Below are 507 nucleotides of genomic sequence, written 5' to 3'. Positions count from 1 at the left end.
TGAGTTTACCTGCTGGAATGGCGAGGTGATCCGTCTCGCGTTCATCATCGATGCGTTCGACCGGGAAATCATCTCATGGGCAGCCGTCGCCAATGCCGGGATATCCGGTTCCGACATTCGAGACATGATGTTGGAAGCCGTAGAGAAGCGCTTCGGCACAACAAACGCCCCGCATGCCATCGAACATCTATCTGACAACGGCAGCGCCTACACTGCGAGGGAGACCAGGCTGTTTGCTCAAGCCCTCAACCTGATCCCATGCTTCACGCCCGTTGCCAGCCCACAATCGAACGGCATGTCTGAAGCCTTCGTCAAAACCTTGAAGCGCGACTACATACGTATCTCACCCATTCCGGATGCCCAAACAGCTCTCCGGAAGATCGACGGATGGATCGAGGACTACAATGAAATCCATCCACACTCAGCGCTGAAGATGGCCTCCCCAAGGGAATTCATCAAAGCAATCTCTCAATAGCTGATCTGTCCGGCGAAATGGGGGGCACTCCA

Annotated in this window: 1 protein-coding gene; it reads left to right on the top strand. The window is 54.8% G+C overall.

What is annotated here, in order from left to right; all coding sequences use genetic code 11:
• Nucleotides 1-475 (top strand): integrase core domain-containing protein (locus ACSQ3I_RS28130; protein ID WP_436004483.1); only part of this gene is annotated, 475 nt, incomplete at its 5' end.
• Nucleotides 476-507 lie beyond the last annotated feature (32 nt).

The sequence above is a fragment of the Rhizobium sp. LjRoot30 genome (assembly GCF_964253915.1).
Taxonomy (GTDB): Bacteria; Pseudomonadota; Alphaproteobacteria; order Rhizobiales; family Rhizobiaceae; genus Metarhizobium.
Note: the sequence above shows the minus strand (reverse complement) of the source record. Positions and strands in the feature narration are given on the sequence as shown.